Here is a 16,965-nt window from a genome sequence, read left to right on the forward strand (position 1 = left end):
TTGACGTAGACAATAAAAATAAGCCTGCGTGAGGCCTGACATGATTTCTACAACTGCACAGCGCCATGATGGGTTCGACCAGTGGATCCATCAGATCAACCAGATCTGTGGCGCCTTCAACGCACAACCCCTGGGCAGCGAGTTTGCCGGGCGCATCCGCGAATACCAGAGCGATGCGCTCAAACTCAGTTTCGTCGATGCGTACCAGGCGCGTTTGTACCGTACGCCCCAGGAAGTCGCGGCGGGCGAGGGCGGCAAGTATTTTGCGGTGTTCCAGCTCGACGGCACGGCGGGCATGGCCCAGGGCGACGACAAGGTCCTGTTGTCCCCCGGTGACATCACGCTGATCGATGCCTCGCGGCCCAGCGACTTCACCTACAGCGAAAACTCCCGGCAGTTGTCGTTGATCCTGCCGTATCAACTGGTCGAGCAAACCCTGCGCTTCAATCAGGTCAGGTGCGGCCACCGGATTGCCGCCAGCTCGCCCATCGCGATGCTGTCGCACCGGTTGATCCTCGATGCGACCCGCCAGCAGCACCTGACCCGACAGGAAAGCGAAGCAACCCTGGAGGCGATTGTCAGCCTGCTGCGCCCGGCGATCAGCCAGGCCGACGACTGTACTGATGCCCATGAACGGATCTTCCGCAAGACGCTGACCTTCATTGACGAAAACATTCGCTCCGAAGACCTGTGCCCGGAATGGCTGGCGCGGGAAGTCGGCATGTCCACCCGTGGCCTGTACCGGATGTTTGCCAAGAAAGGCCTGGTGGTGGCGCGCTACATCAAGAACCGTCGCCTGGACCTGTGCGCCGAGTCCCTGCGCCAATCGGGCAAGGAACAGAAGTTGTCGGTGCTGGGTTATTCGTGGGGTTTTTCCGATTCGAGCTACTTCTCCACCGCGTTCAAATCACGCTTCGGCATTGCGCCGGGGGAGTATCGCAAGCAGCATGCCTGAGTTTTTGCCTGTACCTGTAGGAGCGAGCTTGCTCGCGATGGTCGTGAACGATAACGCTTACAACCAGATGCCCAACGGTGCCATGGCGTTTTTCGCGAGCAAGCTCGCTCCTACAGGGAATAGACGTTTTACGTGCCATTGCGGAGCAACAGGCCCAACGCCTCCAGCTCGCTTTTCTCAAGATCCGAAACCAGCACGAAGCGCATGTGATTCTCTTGCCAGGACACCACGTTGAAGCCGCGGATCGTTTCGCTCCGGCGCGGTTTGTCCGCCTCCGGCGTGGGCAGGATGAACACATTGATAATGTGCTTGTTGCGCCCGTAACTCAGGGCCGCCGTGGTCTGGTGTTGCAGATAATCCAGGCGCCCGCCCAACAGTGGAAAACCCTGCGCCGAGTAATCGAATACCGGTGGCGAGAAGTCGAGTTTGCCGGTGAACCAGGGTTTCACGGTATGGCGGTCGGACGACACCACATCGTTCAAATGCTCGCCCATCAATGAGCGAACGTGGCTGGAGACGGCCTCGTCCATCAGCGGTGCCTGGACGCCCGGTGTTGCCACAAAAAGCACCATGGCCAAGGCCAGCGCCGCCGCTGAAAACGCCGGCGCGAACCAGGTTCGCCAACGCTCGATGAAACGGGGTTTTGGCGGATCAACGGGGAACACACTGGCGGCCAGCGCTGCCGGTGCCCTGTAATACACCGCGCTCTGCTTCACACCAGCCACCAGCAACCGAGCCTGATCATGCAATCGCGCACATTCGGCGCAAGCGGCCAAATGCCCGGCCACATTCGCCGTGGTCGGCGGATCGAGTTCCTTGTCCAGGTAGCCATGCATCAGCGTCTGGCAAACCGTGCAGTCGAGTTCATTCATGATCGTGCAGCTTCAGTAGTTCGAGCTTGAGCATGGCGCGAGCCCTGGCGAGTCTCGACATGACGGTTCCCAGGGGAATGTCGACCACCAGGGCGATGTCCTTGTAGGGCATGTCTTCGAGCTCCTTGAGAATAATCACCTCACGAAACACAGGTGGCAGGGCGCACAGGGCTTGCTGGACCAGCGCCGCATTTTCCGTGTGAATGGCCAGCAACTCCGGGGTCTGGTCGTGGCTTGATGCTCCCGGGTCCTGGGCAACATCGTCGCCGAAAGCGACCCAATGGCGCCCGGCCGTGGCCTTGAGCCAGGTGTAGCTTTCATTGCGCACGATGGTCAGGAACCAGGCCTTGGCGTTGCCATCGACGAAACGCTGGGAAAACCTGAAGGCGCGCAGGGCGCTTTCCTGCACGACATCGCGCGCGGCGCTGTCGTTGCCGGTGAGCCAGCGCGCGAGGTTGTAGGCGGCGTCCAGGTGGGGCGCAAACAGTTCCTCAAATCGCTTCATGGTGGTTCCCGCACTGTCCCTCTTCTATAACCATGGTCCGTGGCATTTTATTCCCCGGTAAAAGAATATTTTTCGACCGGGAATAAAGACCCGTCCCACAAGGTTTTACCTCGTGTCAGCTGCATCACTGTAGTTCGCCTGCGAGGGAAAACTGATGAACATTCATTCAAAACACCAACGACGCGTCGACGGCCTGCTCAATCCTGACCGCCGCACGCTGCTCAAATGTTCGGCGTGGGCCGGGGCCGGCGTGGTCTGGGCCCTGTGCGGCGGCATTCCCCGGGCTTTCGCCCTGGATGATGCGGGAAATGTCACGGACCCCAAGGCACTCGCCAGCAACTTCCACTTTGTGCAGGTCAGCGACTCGCACATCGGTTTCAACAAGGAGGCCAACCCGGATCCGGTGAAGACCTTGCAGGTGGCCATCGACAAGGTCATCGCGCTGCCAAAACGGCCCTCGCTGATCCTGCATACCGGCGATATCACCCACCTGTCCAAGGCCGAAGAGTTCGACACCGCCGCCCAGTTGCTCAAGGGCCTGCCGTCCACCGTGCACTACGTGCCGGGCGAGCACGACACCCTCGACGAGGGCGGCGGCAAGCTCTATCTGCAACGCTACGGCAAAGGCACCAAAGGCAATGGCTGGTACAGCTTCGATGACCACGGCGTGCATTTCATCGCGCTGGTGAATGTCTTCAACTTCCAGGCGGGCCATGAGGCGACCCTTGGCGCCGATCAATTGGCGTGGCTGGCCGACGACCTGCGCGCTGTAACGAGCAGCACCCCCATCGTGGTGTTTACCCATATTCCGCTGTGGACGATTTATCAGCCATGGGGTTGGGGCACCGAGGATGGCGACCAGGCGATTGCCATGCTGCGCCCTTACGGTTCGGTGACGGTATTGAACGGGCATATCCATCAGGTCATCCAGAAGGTCGAAGGCAATATCACCTTTCATACCGCCCGTGGCACCGCGTATCCGCAACCCGCGCCGGGCACGGCGCCGACGCCTGGGCCGATGACGGTGGCCGCCGATCAGCTGCGCAATTATCTGGGAGTCACCGACGTGCGGGCGACGCAGGGTGAGCATCCGCTGGCGCTGATCGATTCGACACTGGTCTAGGGGAGGGTAAGCGAATGAAAACGCGACTGTTGGCGGTTGCCTGCCTGATGCTGGCGATGCCGGTATGGGCTCAGGAGGTGAAGGTCAATATCAAGGAGTTCATGTTCGGACCCAAGGATCTGGCGGTCGCCGTGGGCACCAAGGTGACGTGGGTGAACGATGACGAGATCCCGCACACGGTGGCAGAGACTCACAAGGTATTTCGCTCGGCGGCGCTGGACACCGGTGACAGTTACTCCTGGGTGTTCAACACGCCGGGGGAGTATGAGTATTTTTGTGCACTGCATCCGCAGATGATCGGCAAGATTGTGGTCAGCCAATAATCCACTGATCCACTGATCCACTGATCCGCTGTAGGAGCGAGCTCGCTCGCGAAAAACGTCAGGACAACACGGGTATTCAGACAGTCCACGTCATCGTTGACGTCCATCGCGAGCGAGCTCGCTCCTACGGTGCGTTGAGGTTCAGGGTCGGTGTTTCATCGAAGAAATTCCACGGTTTGAGCAGCACATGCACCCATTCGGTCGGCATGATCGGCCATTCTTCGGCACGGGCGATGTGGGTGGTGCCGGTGGTCAGCCAGACCACATCGTCAGTGTTCTCGATGGAGTGGTTGTCCTGGGTGAATTGCCCCAGGCCCGAGTCCTTGTCCGAGCGGTTCGGGTACTTGCCTTCCGGGTATTTTTCCTCGGGGTTGTATTGCGTCACCCACAGCTGCTTGTCCATGAAACTCAGGCGGTGGTACAGCCATTCGTCCTTGCCGAAGTTGGCACCCTTGGCCACCGGGTGCGTGCCGCCGGCGTACGGAATCAACTGATAGGAAACCGGGTTGCCGACTTTGTTTTCCTTGCTGAAGTTGGTCAGCAGGCGCACGGTCGACGGGTCGAATTTCTGCGCTGCCTGCTGCTCGTTGCCGACAATTTTGGTTTCGGTCTGCATGGTGCTGGTGCGCGGGCCGCCACGGTCGTTCGCCAATACCACCGGGTTCACTTCCACCAGTGAGTTCTGCTCGCCGTCCACGTCCATATCGAGGCGGAAGTTGTAGATGTGCTGGTGCGTGGTGCCGACGATGTTGTGGTCCAGCAGGGTGCCGTAGCGCGTGTCTTCCCTGGCGGTGTCTTCGTGCATGGTTTTCGATTTCACGCCCTTGACCGCTTCGATGCCGGTGGCGCCAGCATCGATGCCGATGGTGCCGTTCTGCTGGAAGACCCAGTCGAAGATGTAGTCGTAGTTGCCCACGGTGCTGATCCAGCGCACCACCAGTTCACGACGCTCGGTACTGAGGTTGGGCTGGCCCATTTCCTGGTGTTTGTACTCCGGGCCGGCGTAGCGCTCGAACACCGCCATGGCGCGCGGGATCGCGGTCGGTGCGCCGGTGTAGTCGGCGATGGTGGCGTCCAGCAGCACGGCGTTTTCCGGGGCGTCTTTGCCGCGGGCGATCGGTGAAGTCAGGGTGCCCATGCCGTAGTCGCCGGAGTCGAGGTAGGCCTTGAAGTACCAGCCGACATCCGGGTCGCCGTAAGGCACGATCATGCCGCCCAGCGAGCCTTCGTACATGATTTTGCGTTTCTTGCCCTTGTCGTCGTAGGTGACGGTGGACAGGATCGGGCCGACCCGCGAATCGAGGCGAACGTGGAAGTCCCAGTTCTGCCAGTGAATGCTGTTGCCGCTGATGGTGTAGTTCTTGCCCTCGGGCTCGGTGATTTCCAACGGTTTGACCTCGACGCCCTTGCGTCCGCGCCCGTCATACGGCGTCGGCTTCATCGGCACCGGGATCAGCGCTTCGTCTTCGATCTTGATCAGCTTCTTCTGTTCCAGGTCGACAATCGCCACCAGCCCTTCAATCGGGTGCGCCCAGTAGTTGCCGTCATCGGTGTTGAGGTAGCTGACGATTTTCAGCAGGCGCTTGTCCTGCGCCAGGCCGTCCTTGCCGTCGAAGTAACCGACGGTCAGCGGCGTGGCCACGACTTTTTTCACATCGTTGATGCCGCGCTTGGCCAGGGCCTGGGCGTATTCCGGGCTGGTCTCGACGGCCGATTGCACCGTTGCGAAATCGTCCAGGAGCACCATGCCGTGGGCGCCTTCGATCGGCTTCCAGGACTTGAGTTGTTTGCTGTCGAGATCGACCAGCGCCTCGATCACGTGCTTGCCGTCGAGCACCACGATTGAGGCCTGGCGCGGCTGAGCGACGTTCTGCCCGGTCAGAGCGAAGTTCCACACCTGATCCTTGGGCGGCTCCTTGACCGAGACTTCGGTGAAGCGGAAACCGGGTTTGTAGTTTTCCGATTTCTTGACGATGTCCACGGCCGTGGTGATTTCGGCAGCGCTCAGGGGGTTGAGCGGGTTGGGGCGGGTTTCGACGACGAAGGTCTTGTCCAGCCCGGACTGGAACACCTGGTTGATGAAGTCCGTGGACATGAACGCCGTATGGTCCTTGAACACCACCGGCACTGTCAGCTCGATACGCTTGCCGTTGAGCATCGCCACCTTGCTGTCGGGCTTGACCTTGAGATAGACCCCGTCCTTGGCAATGGTGAACAGGTTGGCGTAATCGTCCCATTTCACCGTGGCCCCAAAGGCCTCCAGACCCGCTTGCAGCGGCACCATGTCGGCGTGACCGCCGTGGGCCTGGGCAGTGTTCGCCCAGAAAGGCAGACCGAGGGTGCTCAAGGTGATGGCCAGGGCCAGGCGGGCAAGCGGTGTTCTTTTGGGCGACGCTTTGGGGCTGAACATGTGTGAATTCCTGGGGAAAAGCCGGGTACGGGCATTCCTGCACTTTGTTACAACCCGTCAATGGTTGCATTTGAATGCCTGCCAGATTTCTTTGCTTCCGTGCCGCCATCCAGCTTTGCTGACGAAATGCACCATGGCAAGCGGACAAAGTGCACCGGTGTGAAGGCCGCAAAGCATTGCTTCAAGTTAATAGGAAGCATTACTATTCACGCCCCGTCTCCACAGCACAGCGCAATGACCCTCAAGCTGCCCCGCAGACACGGCTTTTTCGAGCATTACGAAGAGTTGGTTGGCACCTGGACCCGTCGCCTGAGAAACCGTCAGCAGGCCGAGGACCTGGCCCACGATACCTTCGTGCGGGTGCTTGAGTCCGATTCGGCGCAGGTGGAGCAGCCCCGGGCGTATTTGCACCAGACCGCGCGCAACATCGCCGTGGATGGTTATCGGCGTGAGGACCGGCGGGGCGCCATGGAGTCAGAGGCGATCGATCTCAGTGAGTCGCCGACCGGCGACCCGGAGCATTTCATGCACGCGATCCAGTTGGCGGATTCCATCGAGCGGGCGCTCACCGAGCTGCCGGTCAACTGCCGCAAGGTGTTTGTCTGGCAGAAAATCGAGGGCCTGACCCAGGCCGAAATCGCCGAACGCCTGGGACTGTCCAAGAACATGGTGGAAAAGTATATGATCCGCACGCTTCGGCACCTGCGTGATCGCCTGGACGGGTTGCAGTCATGACCGGCCGCGCTTTCTCCTCCCCAGCCAAACAGGAACTTCCATGATGGATACTCGTGATTGTGCGTGCGGGCAGACAACGGTTCGCGATGACGCGGCGCAGTGGTTTGTGCGATTGCAGGAGCCTGTCGTCGATGTCGAAGTGCGTCGCCGGTTTCAGGCCTGGCTGGACGAACACTCCCAACACCGTAACGAATTCGAATTGCTCCAGGGGTTGTGGAGCGCCGCCGACCTGGTGCCGGCGGCGCGTTTGCGTGCCTTGTGTGAAACCCCGCCAGCCCTGAAAAAGCGTCGCCCCGTGCTGCGTTACGCGGTGGCCGCCAGCGTGCTGGCGGTAGCGCTCGGCCTGGGCCTGTTCAACGGCCTGAATCATCCAGCGCCGTACACCGCCGAGTTTTCCACGGCCCTGAATGAGCGACGCCATGTGGCGCTGCCGGATGGCTCGGTGGTCGATCTGGACAGCCGCAGCCGGATTCAAGTGCGCTTTGAAAAGGGTCAACGCAACGTTGAGCTGAGCGAAGGCGAAGCGATGTTCAGCGTCGAACATGACACCAGCCGGCCTTTCGTGGTCGCGGCGGGCAGCGGCAAGGTCACGGTCACCGGCACCCGTTTCGATGTACGTCGCGGCGCCAGCGCAACCCGGGTGGTGGTGGAGCAGGGCACCGTCAAGGTTCAAGGGCGCGACGCCGCCGACAGCGATTTCATCAATCTGACAGCTGGCCTTGGCACCCACGTCGATGCCCGGGGCAACGTTGCCGCCGCCTATGCCGTCAACCCGGCGGAAATGACCGCCTGGCGCAGCGGCAAACTGGTGTTCAACAACGCCAGCCTGGCTGACGTCGCCGAGCAGGTCTCGCGTTATCGGGAGAAACCGCTGAAGGTCGGCAACGCGGCGGTGGGCAATCTGCGCCTGACCAGCGTGTTCAAGTCCGACAACACCGACGCGCTGCTCAAGGCCTTGCCGAGCATCCTGCCGGTGGCCGTGCGCACCCTTGGCGACGGCAGCCAGGAAATAATTTCAAAATAAAATTCAGGTTTTTTTCGAGTTCATCGTCTTCCTGTTCAACTGCAACTGGTTTGCATTAACAAGCGCACACTCTTGCGATCCACAGGATTACGTTCGACGTGAAAATCTCCACCGCTAAAAACAACAAACTCCCCTGGTTGCCGCTGGCCCTTGCGCTGGCGGTCAACGTAGCGCTGCCCCAGGCCTTTGCGGCCGACGGCATCCACATCCCGGCGCAACCCTTGGGACAAGCCCTGAGCCAGTTGGGCCAGCAGACCTCGCTTCAGGTGTTCTTCAGCCCTGAACTGGTCGCCGGCAAGCAGGCTCCGGCGGTGGATGGCAACCTTTCCCCGGAAGACGCGCTACGCCAGTTGCTGCAAGGCAGCGGCCTGCAATACCGGATCGATGAAGGTTCGGTGACGCTGATGCCGGTGCCAGCCTCGACGGCCAGCGGTCCGCTGGAGCTGGGCGTGACTGACATCAAGGTCGTCGGCAACTGGCTCGGCGATGCCGATGCCGCCGTGGTGCAGAACCACCCCGGGGCACGAACCGTGATCCGCCGCGAAGCCATGGTCGAGCAGGGCGCGATGAACGTCGGCGACGTGTTGAAGCGCGTTCCCGGTGTGCAAGTGCAGGACGCCAACGGCACCGGTGGCAGCGATATTTCCCTCAACGTCGGCGTGCGCGGCCTGACTTCGCGCCTGTCGCCTCGCTCCACCGTGCTGATCGATGGCATCCCGGCGGCGTTCGCGCCTTATGGCCAGCCGCAACTGTCCATGGCCCCGATTTCCTCTGGCAACCTCGACAGCATCGACGTGGTGCGCGGTGCCGGTTCCGTACGCTACGGACCACAAAACGTGGGCGGTGTGATCAACTTCGTGACCCGTGCGATCCCGGAACAGGCCTCTGCGGAAATCGGCACCACCCTGGAAACTTCGCAGCACGGTGGCTGGAAGCACATCGACACGGCATTCATGGGCGGCACCGCGGACAACGGCATGGGCGTGGCGCTGTTGTACTCCGGCGTGAACGGCAACGGTTACCGTGAAAGCAACAACGGCAACGACATCGACGACGTGATCCTCAAGACCCATTGGGCGCCGACCGATGTCGATGATTTCAGCCTCAACTTCCACTACTACGATGCCAAGGCCGACATGCCCGGTGGCCTGACCCAGGCGCAGTTCGACGCCGACCCGTTCCAGTCCGTGCGCGACCACGATAACTTCAGCGGCCGCCGCAAGGATGTGTCGTTCAAGTGGGCGCGGCAGATCGACGATCGCACTCAGGCTGAAGTGCTGACCTACTACACCGACAGTTTTCGTGGCAGCACCATCGCCTCCAGAGACCTGAGCACACTCAACTCCTATCCGCGCAGCTACTACACCTTCGGCATCGAGCCACGGGTGTCACATGTCTTCGATGTGGGGCCGACCACCCAGGAAGTCAGCGTCGGTTATCGCTACCTCAAGGAAGCCATGCACGAAGAGGCCAGCCGTGTGGCGCTGGTCAACAACGAGCCGGTCGCGCGTCCGGGGGCGGACGGCCATGTCTATCAGGACCGCACCGGTGGAACCGAGGCCAATTCGGTCTACGTCGACAACAAGATCGACGTTGGCAACTGGACCGTCACTCCGGGGATTCGCTTCGAGCACATCAGCACCGACTGGCACGACCGCCCGGTGCTCGATAACGCCGGTAAACGGGTGCCTGAGAAAAACCGCAGCATCGAAAGCAACGAGCCGCTGCCAGCCCTGAGCGTGATGTATCACGTGTCCGATGCCTGGAAACTGTTTGCCAACTACGAAACCTCGTTCGGTGCGCTGCAGTACTTCCAGTTGGGTCAGGGCGGTATCGGCGACAACACAGCCAACGGCCTGCAACCAGAAAAGGCCAAGACCTACGAAATCGGTACGCGCTACAACGATGACGTGTGGGGCGGTGAGGTGACGCTGTTCTACATCGACTTCGACGACGAACTGCAATACATCAGCAATGATGTGGGCTGGACCAACCTCGGCGCGACCAAGCACCAGGGCATCGAAACGTCGGTGCACTACGATCTGGCCGCGCTGGACCCCCGCCTGGACGGCCTGACCGCCAATGCCGGTTTCACCTACACCCGCGCCACCAACGAAGGTGACATCCCGGGCTTCAAGGGCCGTGACCTGCCGTTCTACTCCCGTCAGGTGGCCACTGCCGGCCTGCGTTACGACATCAACCGCTGGACCTGGAACCTCGACGCGTTCGCCCAATCCAAGCAGCGCTCGCCGGGCACCGGCGTGAACGCCGACGGCAGCTTCAACGGCAACTACATCACCGAAGGCAGCGCCGACGGCCAGTTCGGTGACATTCCGGGTTACGTGACCTGGAACGTGCGTAGCGGCTATGACTTCGGCCCGCAGGTGTCGAACCTGAAGCTGGGAGCGGGGGTGAAAAACATCTTCGACAAGCAGTACTTCACCCGCTCCAGCGACAACAACTCGGGCATGTACGTCGGTGCGCCGCGCACGCTCTTCGTGCAGGCCAGTGTCGGGTTCTGATAGACTGAGGTGCCCCAGAAACCCTGTGGGAGCGGGCTTGCTCGCGAAAGCGGTGTGTCATTCAGCATTGATGTTGGCTGACACTACGCCTTCGCGAGCAAGCCCGCTCCCACATTTGGTTCGCAGGTTTACCGGTGGAAGCTTTTCAGACCTTCAACACTTTCCCGCCAACGGCCACCGCCACCAGCAGCACCGCCATCAAGGCAAAGGCAAAACTCAGGCTGCTGCCATGGGCGATGAAGCCGATCACGGCCGGCCCCGCCAGGATGCCCGCGTAACCCAGGGTGGTAATGGCCGGCACGGCGATGCTCTCGGGCATGACTGTCTGCTTGCCCACGGCGGTGTACAACACCGGCACGATGTTCGAGCAACCGGCACCCAGCAGCGCATAACCCACCAGCGCCGCCTCCCAACCCGGTGCGAAGGTCGCCAGCAACAAGCCTGCGGCGGCTGTCAGCCCGCCGAACACAATCACTCGTTTCGCGCCCAGCCGCCGTACGATTTTGTCACCGGTCAGGCGTCCCACGGTCATGGTCAAGGCAAACGCTGCGTAGCCGAGCCCCGCGTAGGCGGTGTCGATACCGCGCTCCTGCGCCAGGAACACCGCGCTCCAGTCCAGTGCCGCGCCTTCGGCCAGGAACACGATGAAGCACATGCCACCGATGAACAGGACGATGCCATGGGGAACGGCAAACGCCGGGCCCGAACTTTCGCTGCCATAGGGCAACAGGTGTGGCACGGCCTTGGCCAGTGCGATCAACAGCAGCACGATCACCACCAGCGTGGCGCCCAGTGGTGAAATGCCGAGCCCGAGCAAGGCACTGACACCTGCCGCGCCGACTATGCCACCGAGACTGAACAGGCCATGGAAACCCGACATCATGTTCCTGCCGCTGGCGCGCTCGACGATCACCGCTTGCAGGTTGACCGTCGAATCCACCGTGCCCAGACCCGCGCCGAACATGAACAAGGCAGCGATCAGGGCCGGAATCGACGACACCGTCGCCAGCAGCGGCAGGGCGGCGCAGATCAGCAGGGTCCCACCGGTCGCCACGCGTCGGCAGCCGAAACGTGTGGCCAGAATCCCGGCCAGAGGCATTGCCAGAATCGAACCCACACCCAGGCTCAGCAGCAACAGGCCCAGGGTGCCTTCATCCAGCCCGGCCCGGGCCTTGGCATAGGGCACCAGCGGCGCCCACGCGGCGATGCCGAACCCGGCGATGAAAAAGGCGATGCGCGTGGACATCTGTTCCAGGCGACCGGGAACGAAGGTGGTTTGGTTGTTGAGGCTGGTCATATCAATCCCTGGCAAAAAACGTCACGTCCTCAACGGACAGTGATCGGCCGGCGAGGGTTCGATCAGTGCCCGGAAAGTTTTGCGGTCAAACAGGGCGACATCGTTGCACAGCGCCGCTGTGTTTCGCGATATGTTGAGCCATTCCAATGACACACGGAGGGCGCCATGGCGCAGAGGTACGATGCACGGGGCAATATCTACATCGTGGTGGCGCCCGAAGAACTGCGCCGCCAGGGTATCGACTTGCCCGATCAGGCCGGCCACGCCGCACAAACCCGTCAGGCATGGGCCGTGGCGGCCATCGAGGCTTGCTGTAGCTGGGCACCCGGCACGCAGCCGGTCGGCGGCAAGGATCATCGCAGCGACGGATTGCTGGTCGGACCGTTCCAGGCGTCGTCTCCCTTCGATCTGCTGATCGTCAACACCGATGGCACGCTGGCCGAGCGCAGCGGCAACGGGCTGACGATCTTTTCTCAGGCGCTGAGCGACCAAGGTTTTTTTGCGCAGGGCGAAACCTGTGAACTCAGGGTGCATCACGATAAAACCGACACGGCTTCACCGGGGCAGACTTCGGTGAAAACCGCTCAAGTCGAGGGCGTGAAGGGTTTCTGGCTTGACCTTGGCCAGCCTGGGTTCGGGCCGTCGGCGGTCAGTGCCGCGGGCGTTGAAACGGCGCTGTTGAACGGCCATGAGCTCAGCCACGTCAAACAGTTGTCGACACTCAATGGCGCATGGTCGCGCAGCCAGTTCGCGCGGGTCGGCAACCCGCATTGCGTGACGTTGGTCGACAGCGCCGATGCCTTGCCGAGCAACGAGCAGATGCGCGAGCCGGCGTTGGGCGAAGGGCTGACGCGAATCGCCTACGCGATGCCGACCGGGGCAGGACAACCCTGTGTTGCGGGGATCAATCTGCAATGGGCGATGCGCTTGTCCGCAGGGCACATCGCTGCACGGGTGTTCGAGCGGGGCGAGGGGCCGACGGCGTCGTCGGGGACCAGTGCCGGCGCAGTGGCCTGTGCGGCGTGGCGCGTGGGTTGGGTCAGTGCCGGGGAAGTGAAGGTAACGATGCCGGGGGGCACGGCGCCGATCTTGCTGGAGGAAGAGCAGGGGACGTTGAGTCGGGTCAGCCTGTTTGGTACGGCTCGAATGATCGATTGATTGTCAGATCGCCTTCGCGAGCAAGCCCGCTCCCACAATTGAGCGAGTTGCCCGGACAAACGCGATCAAATGTGGGAGCGGGCTTGCTCGCGAAGAGGCCTGCCCAGTCAACACCAAACTCAGCTCACCCCACTGAACTCCACCACCGGTATCGTCCGCTTCATCAACACCTTGCCATCGCGCACCGAGTACAGCGGCAACCCCTGGCTGCGGATGACCTCGTAGTCACTCTCGGCCGACAGGATCAGCAGGTTCGCCGGTCGCCCGCGTTCCAGGCCATATCGATCGCCGAGGTTCATGGCTCTGGCGCTATTGTCCGTCACCAGGTCCAGCGCACTTTGCAGGTTGCGATAACCGAGCATGTGGCAGATGTGCAGACCGGCTTCGAGCACCCGCAAGATGTTGCCATTGCCCAGCGGATACCACGGATCGACGATGGAGTCCTGGCCGAAACACACGTTCATGCCCGCTTCCAGCAACTCGTTGACCCGGGTCACGCCCCGGCGTTTCGGGAAATTATCGAAGCGCCCTTGCAGGTGGATGCTTTCAGTGGGGCAGGAGACAAAGCTGATCCCCGAATGCCCGAGCAGGCGAAACAGCTTGGCGCAGTAGGCGTTGTCGTAGGAGCCCATGGCCGTGGTGTGGCTGGCCGTGACCCGCGAACCCATGTCGCGGCTGCGGGCCTCTTCGGCCAGCACTTCGAGAAAGCGTGAGTGCGGGTCGTCGGTTTCGTCGCAATGCACGTCCACCAGGCAACCGCTGCGTTCGGCAAGGTCCATGAGGAACTTCACCGAACTGACGCCCTGATCGCGGGTGTATTCGAAATGCGGAATGCCGCCCACCACATCCGCCCCCATGCGGATGGCTTCTTCCATCAACTCGCGACCATTGCGGTAGGACTCGATGCCTTCCTGGGGGAACGCGACGATTTGCAGGTCGACCAGGTGCCGGCTTTCCTCGCGCACTTCGAGCATCGCCTTGAGCGCAGTCAGTTGCGGGTCGGTGACGTCGACGTGGGTGCGCACATGCTGGATGCCATGGGCGGCGAGGGCCTGGATGGTTTTCCGGGCGCGGGCCTTGGTGTCTTCCAGGGTGATGGTTGCCTTGCGCTCGCCCCAGCACTCGATGCCTTCGAACAGCGTGCCGCTCATGTTCCAGCGCGGCTCGCCGGCGGTCAGGGTCGCGTCGAGATGAATGTGCGGCTCGACAAAGGGCGGCACCACCAGATTGCCGCCGGCATCCAGATCGTCAGGGCCCAGGGTCGGGGCTTCGATCTGGCGGGAGATGCTGCTGATCCGGCCGTTTTCCAGGTACAACTCATGCAGGCCTTCCTGGTTGCGCAGACGGGCATTGATGATGTGCATCGGGCGGATCCTTTTAGCGAGTCGTATAGGCAATACCTCTACGTTAGCTCGCTGGTGGCAACTCGTGCCAGTGACATTGATCAGCGTAATCCAAATGTGGGATTTGGGTTTGTTCAGGAGATTTTTTGCAGGGGCAAGAACCGCATCAAGGCAGCGATGACTGCTTCAGGCGCGTCTTCCTGGACCAGGTGCCCGGCGTTGGGTATCGGATGGAACTGCGCGCCGGGAATCATCTGGTGTAAGGCCCGCCCGCGTTCGACGGGAATCCACCGGTCGTCTTCACCCCAGAGAATCTGCACCGGGCAGCGAATCGTCGGGTACAACCCCTGCGCCTCAAGGGTGTAGCGCTCGTCCATCTGCGCGATCTGCCGGTAGAACGCCGCTTGCCCCGGTTCTCCCAGCCATGGCTGTACGTAGGGGGCGAGTTCGGCGTCGGGAATGTCGCGCTGGATGGCTCCGCGAATATAGGCCGGCACGATGGCGCGCTGGATGTAATCGGGCAATCCGATGAACGCCGCTTCATGCTGACGCACATGCTGCACGAACGGCGAACCCCAGGGTGTCAACGCTACCGGGTCGATCAGTGTCAGGCTGCGGTAATCCTTGCCATCGAGCAGATGCGTGCGCAGGGCGGTGGCGCCGCCGAAGTCGTGGGCCACCACGTCGGGGCGATCCAGGCCCCAATGCTCCAGCAGTTGCGCCAACAGCTGGTTTTGCACGCCCAAGGACACATCGCCATCCGGCTGTGCGGATTGCCCGTAACCCAGCAGATCGAAGTAGTACACGCGGTGTGTGGTGATGAAGTGCGGCGCTATCCGGTGCCACACCCAGGAAGAAAAGGGCGTGCCATGCACGAACACCAGCGGCGGGCCGTCGCCGTGAATGGCGTAGCGCACCTGATGTCCTTTGAAGTCAAAAACCTCATCCAGCGGCTGTAGGAGCGAGCTTGCTCGCGAAGAACGTCAACGATAACGCGCGGCAGCTGGCAGCCCGCGGGGCTCTGGCGTCCATCGCGAGCGAGCTCGCTCCTACAGGTGGGGGCTATTCGCCGCGATAGATGCAACCGCTGGTGCAGGTTTCGTGGATGCGGATCGCACTGAGTTCCGGCAACAGAGGCTTCAATTCCTGCCAGATAAACTTGGCCAACACTTCGCTGGTCGGGTTTTCCAGGCCAGGAATGTCGTTCAGGTAGTTGTGGTCCAGACGCTCGTACAGCGGCTTGAAGATCTCTTTGATTTCCGAGAAATCGCGGATCCAGCCGGTGTGCGGGTCGAGGTCGCCGCTCAGGTGGATCGCCACTTTGAACGAGTGACCGTGCAGGCGCCCGCACTTGTGGCCGTCCGGTACGTGGGGCAGGCGGTGGGCGGATTCGAAGGTAAACTCTTTGAAAATTTCCACAGTATCTTCAGCTCTGTTCAGGTGGCGTTCGCCGCAGCGATTCGGGCAGGTGGCGAGTTTACCAGTTTGTCCTGACTAAAGGGTCAGCAAGCGCTCGCCCAGGCGACCGTTGGCGGCCAGTTCGAGGAATTCGTCGCCCATGCGGCGGCTTTCGTCCATGGTCGTGCGCCAGTATTTCTGCCGGCTCGGGGCGTCGCCCATGAAGCGCTTGAAGTCGTTACGGTCTGGCAGCTTGCCGTAGGGCAGGCGCGCCAGATAGTCCTTCGACGGCGCCAGCAGCAGCACGTTTTGCAAGCGCGCCGGGCAGGCGCGGCGCCACGGCAGGGTCTTGTCGAACCAGCCGGGAATCACCCGATCGGTGAAATGCGGGTAAAGCACGATGTCGTTGCCGCTGTAAGGCAGGTCCAGGTGGTAGTCCAGCAAGCCGCCGTCGCGGTAGGTGCCGGCGCCAGCGCCCGGCAGGTCGCGCACACCTTCCATCACCATCGGGATCGAGCCCGAAGCCAGCAGGGCCTGGCGCAGATTGCCGGCGTTGAGGGCGACGAAGCGCGACGGGAAGTCGTGCAAGGCGTCGACCGGCGGCGCCAGGCGCGGGTCGTGGATGATCAGGCGTTCGAAGTGCCGGGCCAGCCGCGCCCGGCCGCGCAGGTTGTCGGCGATGACCGAGGACAGGCCCAGCCCGAGGCGTCCGCGGTGATCGTCGGCGAGCAGGCCGTGGCTTTTGACCACCATGATGTTCAGGCGGTAATCGCTGTTGTCGAGGATCGAGGCATCGCGACCTTCGAGCAGGTCATTGAGCATGCGCTGTGAGCTCTGGCTGATCTGCGCCATGGTCACGCCCTTGGCGAAATTCTGCTCGGTGTACAGCTGCCCGAGACGCCGGATGCCTTCGGCGGCGTCTGGCAGGCAGGCGCTGGCGAAGCGCCAGGAACCCACCGATGCACCAATCAGCGAACGTTCCCGCGGTGCCGCCGGCAGCCACTGGCCGAACAGCGCCAGGTCCAGCCCCTGAATCCCCAGCGCCTTCGGACCGCCGGCCGCACCGGGCAAGGTGCCGACTTCAGCCGCATCCAGGCCGTTGGCGCGGATGTGCGCAAAGGCGCGCGGACCGGCCTTGAGGGTCAGGGAAGGGAACTTGATGTGGATGGCGGTCATTACGGTCTCGATGTGTGGCCAGCAGAAATTATAAACACGAACACTGTGGGAGCGGGCTTGCTCGCGAAAGCGGTTTGACCGTCAACATTGATGTCGACTGACACGGCCTCTTCGCGAGCAAGCC

General features: G+C 61.9%; 15 protein-coding genes. 7 read left to right on the top strand and 8 right to left on the bottom strand.

Annotation, left to right across the window (positions count from 1 at the left end):
- Positions 1-40 precede the first annotated feature (40 nt).
- Positions 41-955 carry a transcriptional regulator FeaR gene (feaR, locus tag ACEN8Q_RS01345; protein WP_413704371.1) on the top strand — a complete coding sequence of 305 codons (915 nt, stop codon included), beginning with the start codon at positions 41-43 and terminating at the stop codon, positions 953-955.
- A gap of 128 nt (positions 956-1,083) precedes the next feature.
- Here feaR and ACEN8Q_RS01350 read toward each other — a convergent pair whose 3' ends face one another.
- On the bottom strand, positions 1,084-1,827 hold the full coding sequence (locus tag ACEN8Q_RS01350; protein WP_413704372.1) for an anti-sigma factor family protein: 744 nt from the start codon (positions 1,825-1,827) through the stop codon (positions 1,084-1,086).
- A complete protein-coding gene (locus ACEN8Q_RS01355) occupies positions 1,820-2,332 on the bottom strand; it encodes a sigma-70 family RNA polymerase sigma factor (RefSeq protein WP_413423007.1) in 513 nt (170 codons plus the stop codon). Before ACEN8Q_RS01355 ends, ACEN8Q_RS01350 begins: the two co-directional genes overlap by 8 nt.
- Before the next feature lie 154 nt (positions 2,333-2,486).
- Here ACEN8Q_RS01355 and ACEN8Q_RS01360 point away from each other — a divergent pair, with 154 nt between their 5' ends.
- Both ACEN8Q_RS01360 and ACEN8Q_RS01365 read left to right on the top strand, forming a co-directional pair.
- Positions 2,487-3,455 carry a metallophosphoesterase family protein gene (locus ACEN8Q_RS01360; protein WP_413704373.1) on the top strand — a complete coding sequence of 323 codons (969 nt, stop codon included), beginning with the start codon at positions 2,487-2,489 and terminating at the stop codon, positions 3,453-3,455.
- A gap of 14 nt (positions 3,456-3,469) precedes the next feature.
- The gene (locus tag ACEN8Q_RS01365; RefSeq protein WP_111285877.1) at positions 3,470-3,778 is read left to right on the top strand and encodes a cupredoxin family copper-binding protein; all 309 of its coding nucleotides are present in this window, start codon (positions 3,470-3,472) and stop codon (positions 3,776-3,778) included.
- A gap of 124 nt (positions 3,779-3,902) precedes the next feature.
- Here the strand turns inward: ACEN8Q_RS01365 and tynA are convergent, their stop codons facing one another.
- Positions 3,903-6,188 carry a primary-amine oxidase gene (gene tynA, locus ACEN8Q_RS01370; RefSeq protein WP_413704374.1) on the bottom strand — a complete coding sequence of 762 codons (2,286 nt, stop codon included), beginning with the start codon at positions 6,186-6,188 and terminating at the stop codon, positions 3,903-3,905.
- Positions 6,189-6,422: 234 nt separating this feature from the next.
- Here tynA and ACEN8Q_RS01375 point away from each other — a divergent pair, with 234 nt between their 5' ends.
- From ACEN8Q_RS01375 to ACEN8Q_RS01385, 3 genes are all read left to right on the top strand, one after another.
- Entirely contained in the window at positions 6,423-6,923 is a 501-nt protein-coding gene (locus tag ACEN8Q_RS01375; protein ID WP_413423013.1) for a sigma-70 family RNA polymerase sigma factor, read from the top strand.
- A gap of 40 nt (positions 6,924-6,963) precedes the next feature.
- Positions 6,964-7,947 (top strand): FecR family protein, encoded by a 984-nt coding sequence (locus ACEN8Q_RS01380; protein ID WP_413423015.1) that lies wholly within the window; start codon positions 6,964-6,966, stop codon positions 7,945-7,947.
- 98 nt (positions 7,948-8,045) lie between these two features.
- Complete coding sequence (locus ACEN8Q_RS01385) at positions 8,046-10,469, top strand: TonB-dependent siderophore receptor (RefSeq protein ID WP_413704375.1); 2,424 nt, start codon at positions 8,046-8,048, stop codon at positions 10,467-10,469.
- A gap of 145 nt (positions 10,470-10,614) precedes the next feature.
- Here ACEN8Q_RS01385 and ACEN8Q_RS01390 read toward each other — a convergent pair whose 3' ends face one another.
- The gene (locus ACEN8Q_RS01390) at positions 10,615-11,766 is read right to left on the bottom strand and encodes an MFS transporter (RefSeq protein ID WP_413704376.1); all 1,152 of its coding nucleotides are present in this window, start codon (positions 11,764-11,766) and stop codon (positions 10,615-10,617) included.
- Positions 11,767-11,931: 165 nt separating this feature from the next.
- On the opposite strand from ACEN8Q_RS01390, the gene ACEN8Q_RS01395 reads away from it, so the two are divergent.
- Positions 11,932-12,924, top strand: coding sequence for a diaminopimelate epimerase (locus tag ACEN8Q_RS01395; protein ID WP_413704377.1), 993 nt, complete (start codon positions 11,932-11,934; stop codon positions 12,922-12,924).
- A 119-nt stretch (positions 12,925-13,043) separates the two neighbouring features.
- Here the strand turns inward: ACEN8Q_RS01395 and codA are convergent, their stop codons facing one another.
- The 4 genes from codA to ACEN8Q_RS01415 form a co-directional block, all read right to left on the bottom strand.
- On the bottom strand, positions 13,044-14,288 hold the full coding sequence (codA, locus tag ACEN8Q_RS01400) for a cytosine deaminase (protein ID WP_413704378.1): 1,245 nt from the start codon (positions 14,286-14,288) through the stop codon (positions 13,044-13,046).
- 113 nt (positions 14,289-14,401) lie between these two features.
- Positions 14,402-15,184, bottom strand: a complete 783-nt coding sequence (locus ACEN8Q_RS01405; protein ID WP_413704379.1) for an alpha/beta fold hydrolase — start codon at positions 15,182-15,184, stop codon at positions 14,402-14,404.
- A gap of 145 nt (positions 15,185-15,329) precedes the next feature.
- Positions 15,330-15,686, bottom strand: a complete 357-nt coding sequence (gene queD / locus ACEN8Q_RS01410) for a 6-carboxytetrahydropterin synthase QueD (RefSeq protein WP_008021670.1) — start codon at positions 15,684-15,686, stop codon at positions 15,330-15,332.
- A 75-nt stretch (positions 15,687-15,761) separates the two neighbouring features.
- A complete protein-coding gene (locus tag ACEN8Q_RS01415; protein ID WP_413423027.1) occupies positions 15,762-16,841 on the bottom strand; it encodes a patatin-like phospholipase family protein in 1,080 nt (359 codons plus the stop codon).
- Positions 16,842-16,965 lie beyond the last annotated feature (124 nt).

This window comes from Pseudomonas sp. Pseusp16 (assembly GCF_047324915.1).
In the GTDB taxonomy this organism is placed as follows: Bacteria; Pseudomonadota; Gammaproteobacteria; order Pseudomonadales; family Pseudomonadaceae; genus Aquipseudomonas; species Aquipseudomonas fluorescens_CD.